Source organism: Caproicibacter fermentans (genome assembly GCF_009746625.1).
Classification (GTDB): domain Bacteria; phylum Bacillota; class Clostridia; order Oscillospirales; family Acutalibacteraceae; genus Caproicibacter; species Caproicibacter fermentans.
Window position 1 is genome coordinate 37,696 of the sequence record NZ_VWXL01000106.1, and the last position, 20,612, is coordinate 58,307.

General features: G+C 51.9%; 22 protein-coding genes and 1 tRNA gene. 18 read left to right on the plus strand and 5 right to left on the minus strand.

Annotated features, from left to right (window positions below; genetic code table 11):
* Positions 1 to 10: 10 nt before the first annotated feature.
* Entirely contained in the window at positions 11 to 274 is a 264-nt protein-coding gene (locus CAFE_RS18130) for a pro-sigmaK processing inhibitor BofA family protein (RefSeq protein WP_066644058.1), read from the plus strand.
* A 128-nt stretch (positions 275 to 402) separates the two neighbouring features.
* Here CAFE_RS18130 and CAFE_RS18135 read toward each other — a convergent pair whose 3' ends face one another.
* From CAFE_RS18135 to CAFE_RS18145, 3 genes are all read right to left on the minus strand, one after another.
* Positions 403 to 1,860: a carbon starvation CstA family protein gene (locus CAFE_RS18135; RefSeq protein WP_066644059.1), complete on the minus strand. Its 1,458-nt coding sequence runs from the start codon at positions 1,858 to 1,860 to the stop codon at positions 403 to 405.
* A 254-nt stretch (positions 1,861 to 2,114) separates the two neighbouring features.
* The gene (locus tag CAFE_RS18140) at positions 2,115 to 2,711 is read right to left on the minus strand and encodes a DUF4364 family protein (RefSeq protein WP_066644060.1); all 597 of its coding nucleotides are present in this window, start codon (positions 2,709 to 2,711) and stop codon (positions 2,115 to 2,117) included.
* A gap of 112 nt (positions 2,712 to 2,823) precedes the next feature.
* Positions 2,824 to 3,222 carry a helix-turn-helix transcriptional regulator gene (locus tag CAFE_RS18145; RefSeq protein ID WP_066644061.1) on the minus strand — a complete coding sequence of 133 codons (399 nt, stop codon included), beginning with the start codon at positions 3,220 to 3,222 and terminating at the stop codon, positions 2,824 to 2,826.
* Between the two features lie 197 nt (positions 3,223 to 3,419).
* Between CAFE_RS18145 and CAFE_RS18150 the strand changes: the two genes are divergently transcribed.
* Together CAFE_RS18150 and CAFE_RS18155 are read left to right on the plus strand one after the other, a co-directional pair.
* Positions 3,420 to 3,495: transfer RNA gene (locus CAFE_RS18150), tRNA-Thr, on the plus strand.
* Between the two features lie 86 nt (positions 3,496 to 3,581).
* Complete coding sequence (locus CAFE_RS18155; RefSeq protein WP_083209993.1) at positions 3,582 to 4,292, plus strand: hypothetical protein; 711 nt, start codon at positions 3,582 to 3,584, stop codon at positions 4,290 to 4,292.
* 244 nt (positions 4,293 to 4,536) lie between these two features.
* Here the strand turns inward: CAFE_RS18155 and nth are convergent, their stop codons facing one another.
* Complete coding sequence (gene nth, locus CAFE_RS18160) at positions 4,537 to 5,172, minus strand: endonuclease III (protein WP_066644062.1); 636 nt, start codon at positions 5,170 to 5,172, stop codon at positions 4,537 to 4,539.
* Between the two features lie 193 nt (positions 5,173 to 5,365).
* Between nth and CAFE_RS18165 the strand changes: the two genes are divergently transcribed.
* From CAFE_RS18165 to CAFE_RS18195, 7 genes are all read left to right on the plus strand, one after another.
* Positions 5,366 to 6,619, plus strand: coding sequence for a serine hydroxymethyltransferase (locus tag CAFE_RS18165; RefSeq protein ID WP_066644063.1), 1,254 nt, complete (start codon positions 5,366 to 5,368; stop codon positions 6,617 to 6,619).
* A gap of 20 nt (positions 6,620 to 6,639) precedes the next feature.
* Entirely contained in the window at positions 6,640 to 7,908 is a 1,269-nt protein-coding gene (locus CAFE_RS18170; RefSeq protein ID WP_066644064.1) for a replication-associated recombination protein A, read from the plus strand.
* A gap of 66 nt (positions 7,909 to 7,974) precedes the next feature.
* Positions 7,975 to 8,634 (plus strand): flavin reductase, encoded by a 660-nt coding sequence (locus CAFE_RS18175; RefSeq protein WP_207708901.1) that lies wholly within the window; start codon positions 7,975 to 7,977, stop codon positions 8,632 to 8,634.
* A 116-nt stretch (positions 8,635 to 8,750) separates the two neighbouring features.
* A complete protein-coding gene (uraA, locus tag CAFE_RS18180) occupies positions 8,751 to 10,043 on the plus strand; it encodes a uracil permease (protein ID WP_156991398.1) in 1,293 nt (430 codons plus the stop codon).
* Positions 10,044 to 10,133: 90 nt separating this feature from the next.
* Positions 10,134 to 10,979, plus strand: coding sequence for a transketolase (locus CAFE_RS18185; protein ID WP_066644066.1), 846 nt, complete (start codon positions 10,134 to 10,136; stop codon positions 10,977 to 10,979).
* Positions 10,980 to 11,921, plus strand: coding sequence for a transketolase family protein (locus tag CAFE_RS18190; RefSeq protein ID WP_066644067.1), 942 nt, complete (start codon positions 10,980 to 10,982; stop codon positions 11,919 to 11,921).
* Between the two features lie 97 nt (positions 11,922 to 12,018).
* Positions 12,019 to 13,020, plus strand: coding sequence for a helix-turn-helix transcriptional regulator (locus tag CAFE_RS18195; protein ID WP_066644068.1), 1,002 nt, complete (start codon positions 12,019 to 12,021; stop codon positions 13,018 to 13,020).
* On the opposite strand, the gene CAFE_RS18200 is transcribed toward CAFE_RS18195, so the two are convergent.
* Complete coding sequence (locus CAFE_RS18200; RefSeq protein WP_066644069.1) at positions 13,017 to 13,601, minus strand: manganese efflux pump MntP; 585 nt, start codon at positions 13,599 to 13,601, stop codon at positions 13,017 to 13,019. The two genes, CAFE_RS18195 and CAFE_RS18200, sit on opposite strands and share 4 nt — an antisense overlap.
* A gap of 154 nt (positions 13,602 to 13,755) precedes the next feature.
* On the opposite strand from CAFE_RS18200, the gene hisH reads away from it, so the two are divergent.
* The 8 genes from hisH to der all read left to right on the plus strand — a co-directional run bounded on the left by hisH (position 13,756) and on the right by der (position 20,612).
* Positions 13,756 to 14,376 carry an imidazole glycerol phosphate synthase subunit HisH gene (hisH, locus tag CAFE_RS18205; protein ID WP_066644070.1) on the plus strand — a complete coding sequence of 207 codons (621 nt, stop codon included), beginning with the start codon at positions 13,756 to 13,758 and terminating at the stop codon, positions 14,374 to 14,376.
* Positions 14,377 to 14,378: 2 nt separating this feature from the next.
* Entirely contained in the window at positions 14,379 to 15,137 is a 759-nt protein-coding gene (gene hisF, locus CAFE_RS18210) for an imidazole glycerol phosphate synthase subunit HisF (RefSeq protein WP_066644071.1), read from the plus strand.
* A 103-nt stretch (positions 15,138 to 15,240) separates the two neighbouring features.
* Entirely contained in the window at positions 15,241 to 16,389 is a 1,149-nt protein-coding gene (locus CAFE_RS18215; protein WP_066644072.1) for a D-alanyl-D-alanine carboxypeptidase family protein, read from the plus strand.
* A 102-nt stretch (positions 16,390 to 16,491) separates the two neighbouring features.
* A complete protein-coding gene (locus tag CAFE_RS18220; protein WP_066644073.1) occupies positions 16,492 to 17,826 on the plus strand; it encodes a glucose-6-phosphate isomerase in 1,335 nt (444 codons plus the stop codon).
* Positions 17,827 to 17,876: 50 nt separating this feature from the next.
* Positions 17,877 to 18,293 (plus strand): hypothetical protein, encoded by a 417-nt coding sequence (locus tag CAFE_RS18225; RefSeq protein ID WP_066644074.1) that lies wholly within the window; start codon positions 17,877 to 17,879, stop codon positions 18,291 to 18,293.
* A gap of 135 nt (positions 18,294 to 18,428) precedes the next feature.
* A complete protein-coding gene (locus CAFE_RS18230) occupies positions 18,429 to 18,926 on the plus strand; it encodes a YceD family protein (RefSeq protein WP_066644075.1) in 498 nt (165 codons plus the stop codon).
* A 30-nt stretch (positions 18,927 to 18,956) separates the two neighbouring features.
* Positions 18,957 to 19,139, plus strand: a complete 183-nt coding sequence (gene rpmF / locus CAFE_RS18235) for a 50S ribosomal protein L32 (protein WP_066644076.1) — start codon at positions 18,957 to 18,959, stop codon at positions 19,137 to 19,139.
* A gap of 153 nt (positions 19,140 to 19,292) precedes the next feature.
* On the plus strand, positions 19,293 to 20,612 hold the full coding sequence (der, locus tag CAFE_RS18240) for a ribosome biogenesis GTPase Der (protein WP_066644077.1): 1,320 nt from the start codon (positions 19,293 to 19,295) through the stop codon (positions 20,610 to 20,612).

Below are 20,612 nucleotides of genomic sequence, written 5' to 3' on the forward strand. Positions count from 1 at the left end.
AGGTGTAAAATTGCAGGATTTTACGGCGATCGCCTGCGCGCTCGGCGTATTTGCATTGCTGGTCGTGATTCAGGTGATCGTAAAGGCAGAACGCCCGGTTCGAAAGGCGATCGGAGGTGTTTTAACTGGGTTATGCGCTCTTGCCGTTGTCGATCTGACAGGATGTTTTACAGGAGTGATCCTTCCGATCAGTCCTTTAACGCTTGGCGTTTCAGGCGCTGCCGGAATTTCGGGGGTCACAATGCTTCTTTTGCTGAATCTCATTTTAAGATAGGCTGCCGGGATTTCCGGCAGCCTATTTTCTTGTGTATCAAATACCACCGGCGAAGCCGGTTATATTTGATACACAAGAAAAGCGGCTCGGAAATTTTCCGAGCCGCCCGTCTGAAGAAAGTATTGATATTACGCTTTCGCAACTTTTGGAGCATCATCAATATTTTTGTAATTGGGAAGGATACCCTTGACGACATAAACCACCACACAGATAATTGCAAAGATAATGCCGACCGGATAGGCGATGGAAGTGGAAAGATGCAGGCATTCAGGAGCCATGACAAAGTATGTGCTGGTCACGGCAGACATAAATGTTGCGGGAACAGCCGCCATGAGCGATACCATAGAAGACTTTTTCCACTTGCAGAGATAAGCTGCGCCTGCCCAAAGGACGATCATGGCAAGAGTCTGGTTGGAGAAGGAGAAATATCTCCAGATTACGGAGAAGTTCATCTGAGTCAAAATCGCGCCAACTCCCAGCAGCGGGATGGTAATAGCCAGGCGTTTCGGAATTTTAGTCTGGTCGATATGGAACCAGTCCGCGATTGTAAGCCTTGCACTGCGGAATGCCGTGTCCGCGGAAGTAATCGGGCAAATACCGACGCCGAGAACCGTAAGAACAACGCCGACAGGGCCAAGCAGACCCTTACCGATATTGTAAACCATCTGGGACTGGTTATTGTTGATAGCTTTCAGTGCGTCATAAAGTCCCTGTGTGCCGCCGTTGTAGAAAGACATACCGGCAGCCGCCCAGATCAGAGCAATGACGCCTTCGGAAATCATTGCGCCGTAAAAAATCTTACGCGCTTCTTTTTCGTCGCTGACGCAGCGGGCGATTAAAGGAGACTGTGTGGAATGGAACCCGGAGCATGCGCCGCAGGCTACGGTGATAAACATCATGGACCAGATCGGAGTGCCTGCCGGATGAAGATTAGCCAGCTGCATTTCAGGCATGCTTGCGGTGCGTTCAATCAAAGTTCCGCCGCCGACGCCGATGCACATGATAATGAGCAGAATGCCGAAAATCGGATACAGTTTGCCGATAATCTTGTCGATCGGGAAGAGCGTCGCGGTGAAATAATAAATGATCAAAACCACAAGCCAGAAATTTTTGCCTAGGGCCGCAGGGGTCAGCATGGCAATTAAGCCGGCAGGACCGCTTGTGAAGGTAGCGCCGATCAGCACAAGAAGGATGACCGAAAAAACCCTCATCACCTGAAGCATGACTTTGCCAAGATAAATCCCGACGATTTCCGAAATGGAGGCACCGTCGTTGCGGATGGAAAGAATACCGCTGGTGTAGTCGTGCACGCCGCCCGCAAAAATGGAACCAAGAACGATCCAGAAATACACGACCGGGCCCCAAAGAGCACCGGAAAGAGCGCCGAAAATCGGGCCGAGTCCCGCGATGTTCAGCAGTTGGATCAGGAAAGCCCGTGGAGTTGAAAGAGGTATGTAGTCAACGCCGTCAGGGTGTTTTACGCAAGGCGTTGGCGCCTGATAAGGCTGATACACTTTGTCTACTACCTTGCCGTAGGTCAGGTAACCAACAATCAAGAGCACCAAGGCTACGAAAAAGGTTATCATTTGAACTCCCTCCAATATTAATTAATTGTGAATAAATTGTAACGCAACGGGTGTTAAGATTCAACAATCATTATTAACAAGAAAGAATTCAAATTTTTTGTTCCATATAAAAAATCATAGCAAAAATAGAACACATGAAATGTTATTCTTTGTTAAAATTATATAAAAGCACAAAAATGGCAATAAAAACCACACAAAAATAGTTATATTTACTCCCGGTTACTGTGTCAAAAAAGACAAATTGCAGCGTACGATTAATGATTCTTTTCCTCCGGAGGGATCAAACCCGCGGCAATATCATTACGGCCCGTAACAAGAGCCAGCAGCATCCGGTAAACAGTTTCAGGCGAGCGGTGGAAATTTTCTTTTACCATATTGGCCTGATAAAGGTCCGGCACGTAAAGGGTAATATTCATTAAATCCATGTCACCGCCGGAAATATGGCAGACCACGTGATATCCCCGGTCGAATTTTATAAACTCCACGCGGTTTTCGCGCTCGCGTTTTGCATCGGCAAGCAGACGGATTGCGGCGCCCGCGGCTTTCTGCCGGACGGAAGGCGGCAGCGCGGTATCCAGCTGTTTGGCGATGATTTTTCCGCTGCTTCCAAGAGTATAGAAGTCCGGCCGGCCGGAGTCACTGCATAAAATCCCTTTTTCCGACATTTCTGCAATGGCGTCCGCTACTTCAAAATAATTTGCAAGCGCGTTGTCCTGCATAATGTTGATCATATCGGCTTTCGACAGCGCGGCTCCAACGCTGTCAAGCAAATAGCAGATCAAAATTCTGATTTCGTTTTTTGACCTCAATCCGCCGGGTTCGATTCCGGCGGTAAAAGCATCAAAAGCCACTTGAAGCGCCCCCTGCCTCTTTTTGATTATTTTACCACAGAATGGCGTTTGTGCAAAGGAGAGAAAAACAGGATATAAAACAAAAACCCGCTGCCGTGCAGCGGGGATGTTATCATTCGGAGTCTTTTGAATTTTTCAGGCGGTCTTTCAGGTTTAATAGCAGGCTCGTTTTCTGGTCGTCCGGGTAAGCTCTGAAAAGCCCGACCAGTTCTTTTTCCTGTGGCGACAGTTCATAAATATGGCTGGAATTTTTTTTGCCGTGAACATAGTCCGACCGGATTCCGCTGTCAGCAACCGAATGCGGGCGGGATTCATCCTCTAAAAGCTCATTGATTGAGATATTAAATACCTTTGCAAGAATCATCAGGGCAGAAACGTCCGGCATGGTTTTGCCGATTTCATAATAAGAATAAGTCGAACGGTCTATATTCAGTATCTTGGCAATCTGATTCTGGGTATAGCCGCTTTTGATACGCAATTCGCGCAGCCTTTCATTAATGCGAATCTTCATCAATTGCAATTCCGCCTTTTAATACATATTATCCAAGTAAATATTGATTTCTAACTTAATTCGATTATATATTCATTCTTTTGCCTGTTATAAGTTTCGTGATTATTATTCACAGATTTGCGAAAGTTTAAGCTTTTATTAAAATGGACTTGACGATTCTGGGTTTATTTAGTATAATACTTTAGTCGGTGAAAAGTGCTACTGTGGCTCAGTTGGTAGAGCAGCGCATTCGTAATGCGCAGGTCGTCAGTTCGAGTCTGACCAGTAGCTCCAGAAAGTGAAGTCATGTGTTGGATTTGATCCGCACATGACTTTTTCTATTTTATATACGATATGCTATTGATTTCGGAGGCATACAAATGTTGATTAAGGCAATAGATGAGTTCAACTCTGAAGGTCATCTCATTTATGCGGAAAATTATATAGGCGCTTTTGCCCGTGGAAGAACTCAACGAGAAGCACTGAACAAATTCGCCAGTGAAGTACAACAGTATACACGGTGGCTAAGAAAAGCTGTTCCTTCAGCAGAAGAATGCCAAATATCCGTTGTTCAGGAAAAGAGTACTTCTCTGCGAATTGAAGATGCAGACTCCGATGTGATATTTGACAGTGAAAAGCAGCTGCTTACGCGGTCGGAATACCTTGAATTGAAGCAGTTAGCTTTAAAATCCGCCGATGATTTTCTGCGGCTATATAATTCCATACCAGACAAATTCAATACGGTGCTGCAGCCTCGAAAAACTTTTTACGGCAATGTTCCTATTACAGCGAAAGAGATGTATGAACACACAAAGAATGTAAACAGCTACTATTTTGGAGAAATCAACATACCTGTAACAAATGAACCGGACATTCTCTCATGCAGGAGAGAAGGATTTGAAAAGCTTGAGCACAGGACGGATTTCTTGTTAAATACGGTCTATGACGGAAGCTGTGATGAACAGTGGTCGCTTAGAAAGGTATGCAGAAGGTTTATTTGGCATGATCGTATTCATGCAAAGGCAATGTACAAGATGGCTGTGAAACTGTGTGGTGGGCAAAACATAATGAATCCGTTTTACTTTACATGATGAGTAGAGAGTTATCTGAAAGTTAGGTGTGAAAAACGCCCAGCCCCAGGAAAGGGCATGAGCGTTTTGTAAAAGCAGGCTGCGCATAACTTTGGATAATTCCATAGCACGAAACCGCGGCCGGGTCCCGCCAGCAAGCCGTAAAATTTATATAGTTACAGCTTGCATCTAAATAGAGCGCATGACAGAAAAAATTCAGGAACCATGAGGGGCTCCTGAATTTTTTCTTAATATTGCGGATGTTTCAGGGGGCTTGAACGGGATTTTTGCAGAACTCCTTCATGCGGCATTTGCTGCAGGCCGGATTTCTGGCGGTGCAGACGGTCCTTCCGTGCAGCACCAGGCGGTGACAGAAATCGTTTGATTCTTCGGGCGGAAGAATCTTTTTCAGCTGCATTTCCACCTTGAACGGGTCTTTGCCTTCGCTCAGGCCCAGCCGGCCGCAAATCCGGATGCAGTGCGTATCCGTTACGACCGCCGGTTTCCCGTAGATGTCCCCGGCGACCAGATTTGCCGTCTTTCGTCCGACTCCGGGCAGCTTTGTCAGCTCCTCAATGGTGTCCGGCACGGTGCCGCCAAAATCCGATTTGAGCATGCGGCACATGGCGAGAATATCGCGGGCCTTGGTTTTGTAGAGTCCGCAGGAATGAATGATCGGTTCAATCTCTTCCACCGCGGCGTTACAGAATGCGTCGAGATTGGGAAAGCGCTCAAACAATTCCGGCGTCACCATGTTCACACGCGCGTCGGTACACTGCGCGGAAAGCCGGGTCGCAATTAAAAGCTGCAGCGGGTCGGCGTAGGTCAGGGAGCAGATCGCATCCGGGTATTCTTTTTTCAACGCTTGTATCGCAAGAATGGCACGCTGCTTTTTGGTCATTTTTATCCTCCGTTTGGCAGAATGGCTTTCACTCGGCATCAATATTTGCCTTTTCATTATAATATTTTCTTCGGCGTAAGGCAATGGCGAAACGTCCCTGTTTTCAGGGCCTTTTTTGCAGGAACGCCGTTGCGTTTTTGCATGTTACAGGGTATAATATTGATAAATTTGTTCGGGAAAGGGTTTGAATACGATGTACAGTGATCTCATGGATACCATCGGCTTTGTTTCGAAGGCCGACCCGGAAGTCGGCGCCGCGATGGCCAAGGAGTTGGGAAGACAGCAGGCGAATCTGGAACTGATCGCGTCCGAAAATATTGTTTCTCCCGCCGTGATGGCCGCAATGGGCAGTGTCCTGACCAACAAATACGCGGAAGGTTACCCGGGAAAGCGCTATTACGGCGGATGCCAGTACGTTGACATTGTGGAAGATCTGGCGCGCAAGCGTGCATGCGAACTGTTTGGCGCGGAGCACGCCAATGTGCAGCCGCATTCCGGCGCGCAGGCAAATCTCGCGGTGTATTTCGCCCTTTTAAAACCCGGCGATACCGTCATGGGCATGAACCTTTCGGAAGGAGGCCACCTGACCCACGGCTCTCCCGTAAACATGTCCGGCAGCTATTACAATTTCGTATCCTACGGCGTCAGCCCGGAAACCGGACGGATCGATTACGAAGCGGTCTATGAAACGGCAATGAAGGTGAAGCCGAAAATGATCGTGGCGGGCGCCAGCGCATATCCGCGCGTGATTGACTTTAAACGCTTCCGTGAGATCTGCGATGCCTGCGGCGCGATTTTAATGGTGGATATGGCTCACATCGCCGGACTCGTCGCGGCCGGGGAGCATCCGAATCCGGTCGAATGGGCGCAGATTGTCACCACGACGACGCATAAAACACTGCGCGGCCCGCGCGGCGGCTTGATTCTTTGCAAGGAAGAATACGCGAAAGCGATCGACAAAGCAATTTTCCCGGGGACGCAGGGCGGCCCGCTGATGCATATCATCGCGGGGAAGGCCGTCTGTCTGGGAGAAGCTCTGAAACCCGAATTTAAGCAGTATGCCCATAAGATTGTTGGTAATGCCCGGGCGCTTGCGGAAGGCTTGCTCAAACGCAAGGTGAAACTTGTCTCCGGCGGTACGGACAATCATCTGATGATGGTCGACCTGACCGGGCTGGAACTCACGGGCAAGGAGCTGGAGCAGCGCCTCGATTCCGTCAATATCACGGCGAACAAAAACACCGTCCCGAACGAGCAGCGCAGCCCGTTTGTCACAAGCGGCCTGCGGCTGGGTACGCCGGCGGTTACCACGCGCGGCCTGGACGCGGCGGATATGGACCTCATTGCGGAATGCATCGCTCTTGCGATTTTCGATTTTGAAGCGAACCGTGAGAAAATCTGCGGAACCGTCCGCGAAATCTGCGCCCGTCACCCGCTGTATGAATAATTGGCGAAAGGATGGTGCCGATGTCGGCTCCTTTAGCGGATCGGATCCGCCCGCGAAGTCTGGATGAAATTGTCGGTCAGCACCATCTGCTGGACCCCGGAAAGCCGCTCGTTCGCATCATAGAATCGGGCCAGATTCCCAATATGGTGTTTTACGGCCCGTCGGGAATCGGCAAGACAACGCTTGCGTCCATCATTGCCGCAAGGACCAGCCGGAAACTGGTCAGAATGAACGGCACAACCGCTTCCACGGCGGATATCCGAAATGTCGTGAATCAGCTGGACACCCTGGAGGCGCCGAACGGAGTCCTTTTATATCTGGACGAAATTCAGTACTTTAATAAGAAACAGCAGCAGACATTGCTGGAATTTATTGAAAACGGGTCGATTACGCTGATTGCCTCGACGACGGAGAATCCTTATTTCTATGTTTACGGCGCGATTTTGAGCCGTTCGACAGTGTTTGAATTTAAACCGGTTCAAAAAGAGGATGTCCGTGAAGCAGTGAAACGGGCGTTTGGAATTCTGGAGCAGGAACAGCACCGCGGAATCAAGGCGGAACCGGCCGCCCTGGATGTGATTGCCTCCGCGTGCGGCGGCGACGTCCGCAAAGCGATGAACGCAGTGGAGCTATGCGCCTTGTCCGGGGAAGAAAGAGACGGCGTCTGTCACGTATCGGAACAGCTCGCCAGGGACCTTACGCAGCGCAGCGCGATGAAATACGACCGCGTGGGGGACGAGCATTACGACATTCTTTCCGCGTTCCAGAAATCGATGCGCGGTTCGGACCCGGACGCGGCACTTCACTATCTGGCCCGGCTGCTGGAGGCGGGGGATCTTCCCTCCGCCTGCCGCAGGCTGATGGTCTGCGCCTGCGAGGACGTGGGACTGGCCTATCCGCAGATTATCCCGATTGTCAAGGCGGCGGTCGACACGGCGCTTCAGGTCGGTCTGCCGGAGGCTCGGATTCCGCTGGCCGACGCGGTGGTTCTGGTTTGCTGTTCGCCAAAATCCAATTCCGCCTATTGCGCGATCGACGCGGCCATCGCCGACCTGCGGGCCGGAAAGTCCGGGCCGATTCCCCGGCAACTGCAAAATAAGCATTATGACGGCGAAGATAACCCGCGCAAAGGGCAGTTTTATCAATATGCCCACAATTTTCCGCATCACTGGGTTCGGCAGCAGTATCTTCCGGACATCTTGAAGGACACGGTTTACTACCGGTGGGGAGAAAATAAAACGGAGCAGGCCTTTCGCAAATACTGGGCGGAAATTAAAAAAGAAGAGTAAAATTTTGTTGATTTTCGGGTGGTTTTGAGATATAATAGTAAAAATGCGTTTTTGGGGGCATATGGCTTGAACGATGTTATTCTGAACAGCCTTTCCTACGGCATGTATGCGATTGGCGTGAAGGACGGGGAGAAAAAATCCGCCTGCATTGCCAATACGGTCATTCAGGTCGCAAATACGCCTAACATCATTGCCGTCAGTCTGAACCACGACAATTACAGTTGCCGATGCATTCAAAGGAACGGTCTTTTTACCGTTTCCGTTCTGTCGGAGGACACCTCCGGCGCTGTGATCGGCGCTTTGGGATTTTCCTCCGGACGCGATACGGATAAATTAAAGAACGTAAGGCACCGCGTCCTTGCGGAAGGCATTCCCGTAATTAAGGAAAATACCTGCTGCTGGTTTCTCTGTAGGGTGCTGACTTCGTCGGAAACGGCGACTCATACCGTTTTTCTCGCGGAAGTGATCGCGGGCAGTGAAAAGGCTGTCGGCAAACCGATGACATACGAGTATTATCACAGAGTCATTAAAGGCAGGGCGCCAAAAAACGCCCCCACCTATCGCGAAGAAAAGCAAACGGCTCAGGAGCAGGGCGGAGAAAGCTGGATTTGCACCGTATGCGGCTATGTATACAGCGATCCTTTTGTTCCGTTCGAGGAACTTCCGGATGACTGGGTGTGCCCCATTTGCGGGGCGCCGAAATCGGCATTTAAACGACAGCAGTAATAGAAAAGCCACACCGATGCAGTTGCTTTGCACCGGGCGGGCTTTTTTTTTGGGCAATTTAGGGTAAAAAAGCAATGCTTTTTACTGATATATTACGTTTGAGGAGTGTTCATTCCATGGCAAAGCATATCATTCAGGTAGAAGAAAAACCCCCTATTCTGAAAGCTATTCCGCTTTCGGTGCAGCATCTGTTCGCGATGTTCAGCGCGTCGGTCCTTGTTCCGATTTTGTTCGGCATCAGTCCTTCCGTGGTTCTTTTTATGAACGGAATCGGCACTTTGATCTACATTTTGGTAACGGGAGGGAAAGCTCCGGCATTTTTGGGGTCCAGCTTCGCCTTTCTCGCGCCGGCTGGCATCATCATAGCAACCAAGGGACTTGGCTACCCTTATGCGCTCGGCGGGTTTGTCGTTTCCGGCGCGGTGTTCTGCATCGTTGCCGTCATCATCCGTTTTTGCGGCACAAAATGGATCGATGTAATTCTGCCTCCTGCGGCGATGGGATCTGTCGTGGCTTTAATCGGACTGGAGCTTTCCGGTTCGGCAGCCAATATGGGCGGGCTGATTTTAAGCGATACATACACACAGATCGATCCGAAAAAGATTACGGTTTTCCTGATTACGCTCGGAATGGCTGTGTTCGGCAGCGTGCTGTTCCGCAGGTTCCTCGCGGTAATCCCCATTTTGATTGCGATCCTTACCGGCTATTGTGTCGCTTGGGGCATGGGAATGGTCGATTTTTCGGCGGCAGCCGCCGCGCCGGTCTTTGCCGTTCCGAATTTCCAGCCCGCCCGGTTTGACTGGAACGCCATTTCCATTATCCTGCCAGCGACGCTGGTCGTGGTTTCCGAACACATCGGCCACCAGATCGTAACCGGCAAAATTGTCGGCCGTGACCTGCTCCGGACTCCCGGCCTGCATCGAACAATGCTCGGCGATGGACTGTCGACCATGATTTCCGGACTTTGCGGCTCCGTACCGACGACAACTTATGGCGAAAACATCGGGGTTATGGCAATGACCGGCGTGTACAGCGTCTGGGTGATCGGCGGGGCAGCGGTTCTGTCCATTGCCATCTCTTTTTTAGGCAAGGTCTCCGCAGTAATTCAATCCATTCCGGGCCCGGTCATGGGCGGCGTCAGCTTCCTGCTTTACGGCATGATCGCTTCCTCCGGCGTGCGGCTGCTGGTTGATCAGAAAGTGGATTACAGCCGTTCCCGCAACCTTGCCATGACGAGCGTGGTTTTGGTAACGGGACTTTCCGGAGCGTTTGTTCAGTTGGGGCAGGTAAAGCTGACCGGCATGTCTCTCGGGGCCGTTGTCGCCATGCTGCTCGGCCTGATTTTCTGGATCATCGACAAACTTCACGCGGCGAACGACTATGATGATTCCGCCGAAGCAGCCGAATAACTGCCGAACTTTTACGACGGTATTGAATAATGCTGCGGTTCATACTATAATGAAAGTGAATTGCAGCGGATTCAATTTAGGAGGTTAGCAATGGACACAAAACTGAAAAAGCAGTTGGAAATTGCCGCGTGCAAAATCCGGCTGGGCGCCGTCGAAGGCGTTTATCATGCAAAATCCGGGCATCCGGGCGGCTCTCTGTCCGCGGCGGATATTTTCTCTTATCTTTATTTTCAGGAGCTTCGGGTCAATCCGAAAAATCCGAAAGAGCCCGACCGCGACCGTTTCGTTTTATCAAAGGGGCACACCTGTCCCGGACTGTACGCGGCTCTGGCGCTTAAAGGCTATTTTGCAGAGGATGAACTGAAAAAGCTGAGACAGATCGGCGCGATGCTTCAGGGGCATCCGGATATGAAGGGAACGCCCGGAATCGATATGAGCACCGGCTCGCTCGGGCAGGGGATTTCGGCTGCCTGCGGCATGGCGCTTGCCGGCAAAATGGATCGGAAAGATTACCGGGTCTATGCTCTTCTGGGCGACGGGGAGCTGGAAGAGGGCCAGGTATGGGAGGCCTCCATGTTTGCCGGGCACCACAGTCTGGACAACCTGTGCCTGATTGTCGATATCAACGGCCTGCAGATCGACGGCCCGACCGCCGAAGTTGCGGGGCCCGAACCGATCGATGAAAAATTCCGCGCGTTCGGGTTTGACGTTCAGGGCATCGACGGGCACGACCTTGACGCGATTGAAAAGGCGTTTGAACACGCTAAAACCGTAAAGGGAAAACCGTCCGTGATTCTCGCAAAAACCGTCAAGGGCAAAGGCGTTTCCTACATGGAAAACAAGGCGGGCTGGCACGGCAAGGCGCCGAACGACGAGGAATACGCGGTTGCCGTGCGCGAACTGAAACAGGCCCTGGCCGGATTGGAGGCGGAATAAATGGCGGAAATGGTGAAAAAAGCGACAAGGGAAAGCTACGGAATGGCGCTTTCTCAGCTTGGGGATGAGTTCCCGCAGATCGTCGTATTGGACGCCGACCTTGCGGAGGCGACCAAGACGGGGATTTTCAAAAAAAAGTATCCGGAGCGTTTTGTGGACTGCGGCATCGCGGAGTCGAATATGATCGGCGTAGCGGCGGGTCTTGCAACCTGCGGAAAAATTCCGTTTGCGACCTCTTTTGCCATGTTTGCAACCGGTCGTGCCTTTGAGCAGGTCCGCAATTCCGTGTGCTATCCACATCTGAACGTGAAGGTCGTCGGAACGCATGCCGGGATTTCCGTCGGAGAGGACGGCGCGACGCACCAGTGCTTGGAGGACATCGCTCTGATGCGCTCCCTGCCGGGCATGACGGTCATCAGTCCGTCGGACCACTACGAGACTTTGGCGGCGGTTCGCGCGGCAGCGGAGCATAACGGCCCTGTTTATCTTCGCCTGAGCCGTCTTGCGGTGGAAAGCTTTAATAATTCAGACGATTACCGGTTTGAACTGGGCAAAGGCGTTACGCTGCGTAACGGCGGGGACGTGACAATCGTCGCGACGGGCCTGATGGTCTCCCGTGCGCTGGAAGCAGCGAAGCTGCTGGAGCAGAAGGGAATCGATGCCCGCGTGATCAACATTCACACGATCAAACCGATCGACCGCGAACTGATTTTAAAGGCGGCCAAGGAAACCGGAAAGATCGTTACCGTCGAGGAACACAATGTGATCGGCGGTCTTGGGGATGCGGCTGCGGCCGTCCTGAGCGAAGAATACCCGATTCCGCTGCGTAAAATCGGCGTAAACGACCAGTTTGGACATTCCGGTCCTGCGGCGGATCTTTTGGAGCAGTTCGGTCTTTGTGTTTCTCATATTGCGGAAGAGACGGAAAAGTTTTTGAAATAAACAGGTTCCGCTTGCACAACGCCGGTACGGCCGTGGGAAAAGCTTTTCCCGCGGCCGTTTTTTATCAGGAAAATTTCATACGACAGGGGTGAATCGCTTGCGGCAAAATGAGACCGGCAGAATCCGGATTTTGGCGTTACTCGAGCTTCTGGATGAACTGACGGATGAAGAACATCCCCTCTCTTCCCAGGAATTGATCGGGCTGCTGCAGGAGCAGGGGATTTCAACAGGCAGGAAAACCGTATACAGGGACGTTTCCGCTCTGCGCGCGCACGGGTTTGAAATTCTTTTCTCGCGGAAGCCGAAAGCGGGATTTTTTCTCGCCGAACGGCGGTTTGAGCTGCCGGAGGTCCGCCTGCTGATGGATGCGGTGCAGGCCGCGCCGTTTCTTACGGAAAAAAAGACCGCGGAACTGATGCGGAAGCTGAGCGGGCTGATGAGCCGGACCCAGGCCGGGGAAACGGCGGGAAAAACACACATGAATCTGCGGCCCAAATATGATAATGAGGAGATTTATTATACGATTGATGCCATCAGCCGGGCCGTTGCCCAAAAGAAAAAAATTTCCTTCCTCTATCGCCGCCATGTCATCCGGGGAAACCGGATTGTGCGGGAGGAAGGAAGAAGATTTGTAATCAGTCCGTATGCGCTGATTTGGGACAGCGACAAATATTATCTGGCGGGAAATTACGAGAAATACAACGATGTCAGCGTTTATCGTCTGGACAGGATCAAACACGCGGAGATTACCGCGCGGGCCGCGAGGCCGTTCCAAGAAGTGAGCGGTTACCGGGACCGCTTCGACGCGGAGGACTACGCGGCCAAAACGTTTCATTTGTACCACGGTGAGCTGCAGACGGTCGTTCTGCGCTGCGCCGACGAGGCTTTGGAGCCTTTGCTGGACAAATTCGGAGGCAATCTGAAAATTTCTGAAAGAGAGAACGGATTTTTCTGTGTGCGGGTCAAAGTATTTGCGGGCGAGGGTCTGGTGGAATGGCTGCTGCAGTACGGCGACCGAATCTGCGTGCTGGCGCCGCAAAAGTTACGGGATCAGGTGGCGGAGCGGGTGCGATGCATTGGGAAGGTTTATGGGTTTTAAAGAAACACGTGATCGATAAAGATTTTTATTCCGATTCCAATTAGAACGGCGCCGCCAAAATATTCCGCCTGGCAGGAGAAAAGCGCTCCGGATCTCTTGCCGATATAAACGCCGGCCAGGCACATAAAAAAAGTAATCAGGCCGATGACAGCGACCGATACGCCCATTAAAAAAACGGTGGAAGCACCGACCGCCGAGGGAAGAATAATTCCGGTTGCGAGCGCGTCGATGCTGGTTGCCACCGCGAGCGCGACCAGAGTTTTTGGCTTGATGTCGTTCTGCCTGCGGTCATGGATTCCGCAGTATGTTTTTTTATGCGCTTCGCGGATCATGCCGATTCCCAGGTAGCTCAAAAGAATCAGAGCGACCCAGTGGTCCACCGCGCTGATGAGGCTTTCTCCCGCTTTGCCGATCAACCAACCGAGCAGCGGCATTACGGACTGAAACAGCCCGAAGCAAATCGCCAGTTTCATGGCAAACCACGGCGTTACCTTTTTTGTGATAGCCCCATTCGTGATGCAGACGGCAAACGCATCCATCGCAAGGCCAATTCCAATCCCGCACAGAGAAACGTAATCCATTCTTTCCCTCCGAATTCAAGCGTTAAAAATTATCATACCTTGTTTCAGATTTTCTGTCAATTCATTCGGCAAAAACCGAATTTTCAGGAGTTGTTGTTGCGTTTTTTTCACTTTCATGATAGAATGAATTACCATACGAAAGCGGGGAAACATCATGATAGCAGTCATCGATTACGGGGCCGGAAATCTGCAGAGCGTTGTGAAGGCATTCCGGCATATCGGCTGTGAATGTTGCATTACAGACGACCCGGAACGCCTGGCGGAAGCGGATGCGGCAGTGTTGCCCGGGCAGGGCGCGTTCGGGGACGCGATGCGCTGCCTGGAACGCTCCAAAATGGTGGGGCCGGCGCTGGATTTTATTCGTTCCGGAAAGCCTTTTCTCGGAATCTGCGTGGGGCTGCAGCTTCTGTTCGAAAGCAGCGAGGAATCGCCCGGGGTGCGCGGACTTTCTGTTTTCCCAGGCAAAATTCTTCGCATCCCCGACGCCCCCGGGCTAAAAATTCCGCATATCGGCTGGAACAGTTTAAATCTGTTCCGCAAAGATGCTTTCTTTGAAGGTTTGAAGGAAAATCCGTTTGTTTATTTTGACCATTCCTATTATTTAAAAACCGACGACCGCGGTCTTGTTGCCGCCACGGCGGATTACGGAGCGGAACTGGATGTGGCAATCCACAGCGGCAATGTCTTTGCCGCGCAGTTTCACCCGGAAAAAAGCGGGGCGGCGGGGCTGAGAATGCTCCGGAATTTTGCCCTGCCGCTGAAATCGGAGGGCTGATAATGTACGCGAAACGAATTATTCCATGCCTTGATGTAAATAAGGGTCGTGTGGTCAAGGGAATGGAGTTTGTGAATCTGCGCGACGCGGGCGACCCGGTGAGAGCTGCGGTGGAGTATGACCGGCAGGGCGCGGACGAACTGGTTTTTTTGGATATCACCGCCTCCTCGGACGCGAGAAACATTATCATCGATCTTGTCGGGCAGGTGGCGAACAGCATTTTTATTCCGTTTACCGTCGGCGGGGGAATCCGCACGGTGGAAGATTTTACGGCTCTGCTCCGTGCCGGGGCGGACAAGGTTTCCGTGAATTCCGCCGCGATTCGAAATCCGGGCCTGATTTCCGCGGCAGCCGAAAAATTCGGCAGCCAGTGCGTTGTCTGCGCAATCGACGCGAAACGCCGGGCGGAGGGCGGCTGGGCGGTTTACCGCAACGGAGGCAGGGTCGACACGGGGATGGACGCCGTAGAGTGGGCGCGGGAAGCGGCGCGGCGCGGCGCGGGGGAAATCCTTCTGACCAGTATGGACTGCGACGGCGTGAAAAACGGGTATGACCTGGAACTGACCGCGGCCGTATCCGAAAAGGTTTCCATTCCGGTAATCGCGTCCGGGGGAGCCGGGAAACCGGAGCATTTCTACGACGCTTTTACCCGCGGGAAAGCGGACGCCGTGCTGGCGGCGTCTTTGTTTCACTTTGGCGAAATCCGGATTCCGGATCTGAAAAATTACCTTTCGCAGCGCGGAATTCCGGTTCGAAAATAAAATTGCAGAAAAAAGGATGGGAGCTGCTTTAAGGCTCTCATTTTTTATGGATAGAACGTCCCCGTACGGCATAAGAATTAGTATGAAATTGGAGGTGCTGGAAATGAAGTTGAAAAAAATGTCGGCCTGCCTGCTCGCGGCCATGGCCGTAATTTTCAGCCTGCCGCTGGGGGCTTCGGCGATGTCGGAAGAGGAAGTCAAGGCGCCTTCCGCCGTGCTGATGGAGGCACAGACCGGCAAAGTCCTGTACGAGAAAAACGATCATGAGCAGCGCGCGTGCGCTTCCATTACCAAGGTTATGACGCTGCTGCTTGTGATGGAAGCGATCGACAGCGGAAAAATCGGCCTGAACGACACCGTAACGGCAAGTGAACACGCGGCTTCGATGGGCGGCTCCGATATCTGGCTGGAGCCCGGCGAAAGCATGACGGTGGACGACATGCTCAAAGCGACGGTAATTGCCAGCGCCAACGATGCTGCAGTGGCTCTGGCGGAATATGTCGCGGGGAGCGAGGACGAGTTTGTCGCGCAGATGAATCAGCGTGCCAAAGAGCTTGGAATGAAAGACACCGTCTTTAAAAACGTCAACGGACTTGACGAAGACGGGCATGTAACATCCGCTTATGATATCGCGCTGATGTCAAAAGAATTAATCAAGCATAAAAAAATCTACGACTACACGAAAACGTGGATGGATAATGTAAGAGGCGGAAAAACCCAGCTGGTTAACACCAACAAGCTTTTGAAAAGCTACAAAGGGATTACAGGACTGAAAACCGGCACGACCGGCAAGGCGGGCAGCTGCATCTCCGCCACGGCAGAGAGGGACGGGGTCAGCCTCGTTGCGGTGGTTCTCGGAAGCTCCAGCACATCCGACCGCTTTAACGCGGCATCAACTCTGCTGGATTACGGCTTCGCCAACTGGTCGGTCGTCAAACCGCAGATACCGCCGGAAGCAAACGTGCCGATCGTTGTGGAAAACGGCATGAACGCAGTTGTGGAGCCCAATGTCAACAGCAACGAGAGCATTCTGGTTCCAAAGGGAAAGGCCGGGGATGTGAAATCCAAGGTTTCTCTCAACAGCGAAATCCGCGCGCCGGTGGAGCAAGGGCAGGTCCTTGGAAAAATCACTTATTCGTTGAATAATGAGGTCTTGAAGGAATCGGAGATTCGCGCAAAGAAAGCGGTGGAGGCCATTACGTTTGCTTCGGCGTTCTTCCTGCTGTTCCGTCTGACCATGATGGACCCGTAAAAATTCTTAATTTTTCCTGAATAATGTGAATCCGCCTTGCAAACTCAGCCCGCCTATTGTAAAATATAGTTGCAAGAACTGCAATAGGTAGGGGGAAAAGAAATGTCTGTTAAAATTGATTTGCACCATCTTACAGGTTTTATCGACGATAGTGAATTTACGGCAATCGCTCCTCAGGTACGTCTTGCGCAAGAAACGCTTTCTAACGGGACCGGCGCCGGCAGCGATTTTCTGGGCTGGCTGGATCTGCCGGTAAAATATGACCGGGAAGAATTTTCCCGCATTCGCGCTGCGGCGGATAAAATCCGCTCCGATTCGGAAGTCTTCGTCGTCATCGGCATCGGCGGCTCCTATCTTGGGGCACGTGCCGCGATTGAGTATCTGCAGTCCCAGAATTACAACAGTCTGAAAAAAGCCGGACCTCAGATTTATTTTGCCGGCAACAGTTTAAGTCCTTCCGCCCTTTCTGAAATCATGGAGCTTTGTGGGGAGAAGGACTTTTCTATTAATGTGATTTCCAAATCCGGCACCACCACGGAGCCGGCGGTGGCGTTCCGCGTTTTCCGCGGCCTGCTGGAAAAGAAATACGGCAAAAAGGGCGCTGCGGAACGGATTTACTGCACAACCGACCGTGCCCGGGGAACGCTGAAACAGCTTGCGGACCGGGAAGGGTTTGAAACCTTCGTTGTCCCGGACGACGTCGGAGGCAGATATTCGGTTCTGACCGCCGTTGGTCTTTTGCCGATCGCGGTGGCAGGCGCCGATATCGGCGAACTGATGGCAGGTGCCGCCGAAGAGCGGTCCGAACTGAGCGGAGATCCCGTGTCCGACGCCTCCTGCCTGTATGCCGCGGCCAGGAATATCCTGTACCGAAAGGGTAAGGAGACCGAAATCCTTGTCAGCTATGAACCGCGTTTTCAGATGATGTGCGAATGGTGGAAGCAGCTCTGCGGCGAAAGCGAGGGAAAGAACGGCAAGGGGCTTTTCCCGGCTTCCGTCGTATTCTCCACCGACCTGCATTCCATGGGGCAGTATATTCAGCAGGGAAAGAGAAACCTGTTTGAAACCGTGGTCCTGGTCGACGAACCGGCCGCCGACTTCACAATCGGAGAGGACGCCGACAATGCGGACGGGCTGAATTTCCTTTCGGGAAAGAAAATGTCCTTTGTCAACCAAAAGGCATTTGAAGGTACGGTGCTTGCCCATACGGACGGCGGCGTTCCCAATCTTGTCATCCGGGTTCCTGATTTTTCAGAAAAATCCCTGGGCGGACTGATCTATTTCTTTGAACGTTCGGTTGCGGTTTCCGGCTATCTGTTGGGGATTAATCCTTTCGACCAGCCCGGTGTGGAAAGCTACAAGAAAAACATGTTTGCTCTTTTGGGCAAGCCGGGTTATGAAAACGAAAAAGCCGTGTTGGAAGCCCGACTGAAATAAACCCGGTTGTTTTACCGGGGACGCAAAAATTATATAGGAGGAGCATCATCATGATTAATGTTATCGTAGGAAAAAAGGGGTCCGGAAAAACCAAAAAGCTGATTGAGCGCGCCAACGAATCGGTTTCGAAATCCAGCGGCAATGTCGTTGTGATTGAAAAGGGCAATAAGCTGACCTATGATATTTCCCACGACGCACGGCTGATCGATATTGATGAATACGGGATTCAGGGAGCGGATGCGCTTGGCGGGTTTATCTGCGGCATTTGCGCCGGCAACTATGACGTTACGGATATTTATGTGGACTCCACGCTGAAAATCATCGGCCAGGATATGGGCGGCCTCACCTCTTTCGCGGAGAAAATGGATGCGTTATCCTCTCTGTCCAATATTAAAATTACACTGTTGATTTCTGCGGACGAGGGTATTCTGCCGCAGGAAATCAAGGCTGTTTCTGCTGTGGTCTGAGGGTCAAGCAACAAAAATGTGCCGGAGACCAGTACTCCGGCACATTTTCTTGGGGAAAAACCCGAACCTATAAATTTTTATTGACAAAAGAGGGAAAAATCTCTATAATTAAGAACTGTAGCGCCGAGGTGGAGTATGCTGCTGGATTTAAAAAAAATATTCTCTCAGGAAAGTGAAAGCTGCTCATTCGATTACAGCATGGACCTGTCTTCTACCGGATTAAACGGGGTTTTTCCGTTTGTTTCCCCGGTGGCTGTGAAAGGTATCGTTGAGAGCCGTGACGGTTCCGCAAGGCTGAAGGCGAACGTTTCGTTCGATTTTTCAATTCCATGCGACCGCTGTGCGGAACGGATCGACAGGCACTATGATTTTGCTTTTTCCCATGTTCTTGTCCGTTCTCTTGAAAATAACGAGGACGACGACCGGTTTATCGAGGTTCGGGATGAAAAACTGGATCTGGACAAACTAATGCGGGAAGATATTCTGCTTGAACTTCCGACCAAATTTTTATGCATCGACGACTGCAGGGGACTGTGCCCGATCTGCGGGAAAAACCTGAATGAGGGGCCCTGCGATTGCGGCGGGCATCCCACGGATCCCCGGCTGGAAGTTTTGGAAAAACTGCTTCATTAATGGAATAGATCTTGTAAGGAGGTGCTGAGGATGGCGGTACCAAAAAGAAAACAGTCGAGCGCCAGACAGAACAAAAGGCGTTCCAATGTTTGGAAAATTAGCGCGCCCGCTCTGGTAAAATGCCCGAAATGCGGAGAACTGACAGTCCCGCATAAAGTTTGCGGCAACTGCGGTTACTACAATGGCAGGGAAGTAATTAAAAAGGAAGCGTAATTCGTTTCCGTTTTAGAAAGTCGGAGAAGGAGCAATCCTTCTCTTCTTTTTTGTCTGCGGGACTGCCCAAAATACCGGACCAAGGAAAAATGTCCCCGATTCATAGTTTTTCGGGGGCTGGAAAAGATGATAAGCAGGGAGGGGTAATCAATTATGGCTTTACCGGTAGTTGCGATTGTCGGCCGGCCGAACGTCGGCAAATCGACTCTTTTTAATAAACTTGCGGGGCAGCGTCTTTCCATTGTGGATGACACGCCCGGCGTGACCCGTGACCGTGTGTATGCGGAAAGCGAATGGGAATCCCGTCGGTTTTCCATTGTGGACACGGGCGGCATCGAACCGGGCGAGGATGTGATCCTTGCTCAGACAAGGGCGCAGGCGCGCCTTGCGATGGAAGCGGCCGACGTGATCGTTTTTGTGACGGATGTTCGCACCGGGCCGGTTGCCGCCGACCACGAAATTGCCGCCATGCTGATGAAAAGCGGAAAGCCCGTCGTGCTGTGCGTCAATAAATGTGACAGCATCGGCGATCCGCCGGCCGAATTCTACGAGTTTTACAATCTGGGGCTGGGCGACCCCGTTGGGGTGTCCTCCGTTCACGGACATGGTACCGGCGACCTTTTGGACCGCGTGGTTTCATTATTTCCGGATCAAAACGGCGACGCGGGGCCCGATGAGATGATCCGGGTCGCTGTGATCGGCAAGCCGAATGCCGGAAAATCGTCGCTGGTCAATAAAATTGCCGGTGAAGAGCGCTGCATTGTTTCCGATGTGGCCGGAACAACGCGTGACGCGGTGGACATCGCCGTGGAAAATGAGTTCGGCCGTTTTCTTCTGATTGATACCGCGGGCCTTCGCCGCAAAAGCAGGGTGGACGACAATATTGAACGGTACAGCATGCTGCGCGCGCAGATGGCGGTGGAACGCTCGGACGTGTGCGTCATTATGATCGACGGCACCGTCGGATTTACGGAGCAGGACTCCAAGGTTGCCGGCATGGCTCATGAGGCGGGCAAGGCCTGCGTCATTGCCGTGAACAAATGGGACGCGGTGGAAAAAGACGGTTATACTATGAACGCGTACGAGAAAAAGCTGCGGGAAGATTTTTCCTTTATGCCGTACGCCGGGATTCTTTTTATTTCCGCGAAGACAGGCCAGAGGCTGGATCGGTTGTTCCAGGCCATTCGGGAGGCGGCGGCGTCCAATACCCGCCGCGTTGCAACCGGGATGCTGAATGAAGTGCTGGCACAGGCGGTCGCTCGAGTCCAGCCGCCGACGGACAAGGGACGCAGGCTGAAGATTTATTATATGACCCAGGTTTCCGTTCAGCCGCCTACCTTCGTGTTTTTTGTCAATTCCAAGAAACTGTTCCATTTTTCCTATCAGCGTTTTCTGGAAAATATGATCCGGGATACCTTTGGCTTCGAGGGAACCCCGATCCGTTTCCTGATCCACGAGCGCGGCGAAAAATAG